2 protein-coding genes are annotated in these 2,095 nt (G+C 67.1%); one reads left to right on the plus strand and one right to left on the minus strand.

The window, feature by feature from the left end; all coding sequences use genetic code 11:
• Positions 1-181: 181 nt before the first annotated feature.
• Positions 182-1,243: a hypothetical protein gene (locus VKZ87_RS10850; protein ID WP_324221276.1), complete on the plus strand. Its 1,062-nt coding sequence runs from the start codon at positions 182-184 to the stop codon at positions 1,241-1,243.
• 32 nt (positions 1,244-1,275) lie between these two features.
• Here the strand turns inward: VKZ87_RS10850 and VKZ87_RS10855 are convergent, their stop codons facing one another.
• Positions 1,276-1,938, minus strand: a complete 663-nt coding sequence (locus VKZ87_RS10855; RefSeq protein WP_324221277.1) for an RBBP9/YdeN family alpha/beta hydrolase — start codon at positions 1,936-1,938, stop codon at positions 1,276-1,278.
• Positions 1,939-2,095 lie beyond the last annotated feature (157 nt).

Genomic DNA, 2,095 nt, shown 5'->3' on the forward strand with positions numbered 1-2,095 from the left:
ATCGCCAAGGTCAAGACGGGCCTCGCCCTGCGCAGCCAGGTTCACGGCAGCTGGGTCAGCCGCGCCAAGCTCGATCAAAGCAAAGTGAAGTAAGCTAGCGATCCTCCCCGGGCTCCACTCGGGGAGGATTTTCTTTGTCCCCGCCCTCAGGCATACTCCCGAAAAATACAGGGAGAGTGCCATGACGATCTCGCGCGTCGCTGCTGCTGCGCTGGCCGTGCCCTTGCTGTTTGCCGCGCCGTTGGCCGGGCCGGCATGGGCCGCCGATCCGGTGCCCTCCGCCAAAGACTACCCGCCTCCACCTGCCGACTGGAAGGTGCCGCGCACCGAATGGGGCGATCCGGACCTGCGCGGCATGTGGCCGGTCGACTACCTCGCCGCGACCCCGCGCGAGCGCCCGCCCGAGATCGGCACGCGCACCGAATGGACCGAGGAAGAATACCAGGAACGCTTCGCCCAGGCCGAGCAACGCGCCGGTCTCGAAGCGGCTCAGGACCGCGTCGGCATTCTCGGCATGGGCCACTGGCGCGAGGACGGCCTGCCGCTGTGGCAGACGTCGATGATCACCCAGCCTGCCAATGGCCGCTATCCGGCACTGACCGAGGAAGGCCGGCGCGCTGCGGCCGCGGTCAGAAACTCGTGGAACACCGAAGTGTTCGACAAGATCAGCGACTTCGGCATCTGGGATCGCTGCCTTAGCCGCGGCATGCCGGGATCGATGCTGACGGGCGCCTACAACATGGGCCTGCGCGTGATGCAGGCGCCCGAGCTGGTCGTGATCGCGATCGAGATGGTCCACGAAACGCGCAAGGTCTACCTCGACGGCCGCCCCGCCCCGCCGCCCGAAGTGACCGAATACCTCGGCTTCTCGCGCGGCCACTGGGAAGGCGACACACTGGTCATCGAAACGACGAACTTCACGCCCGGCTTCAGCAACGGTCCCTCGCCGAACAGCGCGCAGATGATAGTGACCGAGCGCCTCACACCGACAGGCCCCGATCAGATTCGCTACGAAGCCTGGGTCGAGGATCCGGTCATGCTGACCGAGCCCTACAAGATCGACATCCCGTGGCAGCGCAATCCTGACTACGAGTTCTTCGAATACGCCTGCCACGAAGGCAACGTGCAGATCCGCGGCTACGTCACCTCGACCATCCCGCGGTTCCAGAAGCTGCGCGAGGAACAGTGGGCCAAGCAGGGGGAGGCGCCCTCGCCCGAATCCGGCACCTGCGGCGCTCCTTAGGCACACGCCGCCAGGCCCGAAGAGAACTGGGCTTAGCGCGGCGCTGCGAACACGCGCGGGCGTACCTCCAACTGCAAGGCCTCGTAATTCCTCCCCCGCACCGGCGGCTGATTGAGCGGCTCCACCGCCGCTTTCAACTGGCGCAGCAGGAACTGCCCGAACGGCCAGTCGCGAATCCCCGACTCGGCGTTGATGTGGCCGAGCCAACCTGCATCGACGAACCGGCTTTTCCAGATCCGGCCGAGCCGGCGCGCCCGGTCGAAGCCGATGTACGGATCGTCACGGCTTGCCGCCAATATCGAGGGAAACGGGAGCGGGTTCTTCAGCACCGGCGCGAAACGCGCCAGCGGCGGATCGACTTCGCCCGTTTCGACTTCGGGCGGCGCCACCAGCAACGCGCCGCGCACCGGCCCATCATGCCATGGCTGCTCGTACTCGCCCCACCACGACACGACGTGGCAGCCCAGGCTGTGCGCCACCAGGAATACCGGTCGCCGCGCCTTGTGAATCGCCAGGTTGAGCCGGTTGACCCAGGTGTTCCGGGGGGGATTGTCCCAGCTTCCAAGATCAACCCGCGCAGCATCCGGCATCTGCCGCTCCCACAAGGTCTGCCAGTGGGTCGGGCCGCTGCCGTTCAGGCCGGGCACGATCAGGATCAGCGGCTCGGCGGCCGCCGTAAGGGTGCTTCCAGACATGGCAAAGCTCCTTCGCCGGCCTCAAAGGCCGAGGCGGCGCCAGAATTCGGAGGCGGTCAGCGGGCGGGCCAGTTCGGCGGGCTGGGCTTGCCCGCTCCACGAGGGATGCGGTAGCGATGGCAGCCCGCGGTCGGATGGTCGACGAGGGGCAGAAGAG

The sequence above is a fragment of the Ferrovibrio sp. genome (assembly GCF_035304305.1).
In the GTDB taxonomy this organism is placed as follows: domain Bacteria; phylum Pseudomonadota; class Alphaproteobacteria; order Ferrovibrionales; family Ferrovibrionaceae; genus Ferrovibrio.

Coding starts and splice junctions, on each gene's coding strand:
- VKZ87_RS10850 (WP_324221276.1), top strand. CDS start 182: ATGACGATCTCGCGCGTCGCTGCTGCTGCGCTGGCCGTGCCCTTGCTG.
- VKZ87_RS10855 (WP_324221277.1), bottom strand. CDS start 1,938: ATGTCTGGAAGCACCCTTACGGCGGCCGCCGAGCCGCTGATCCTGATC.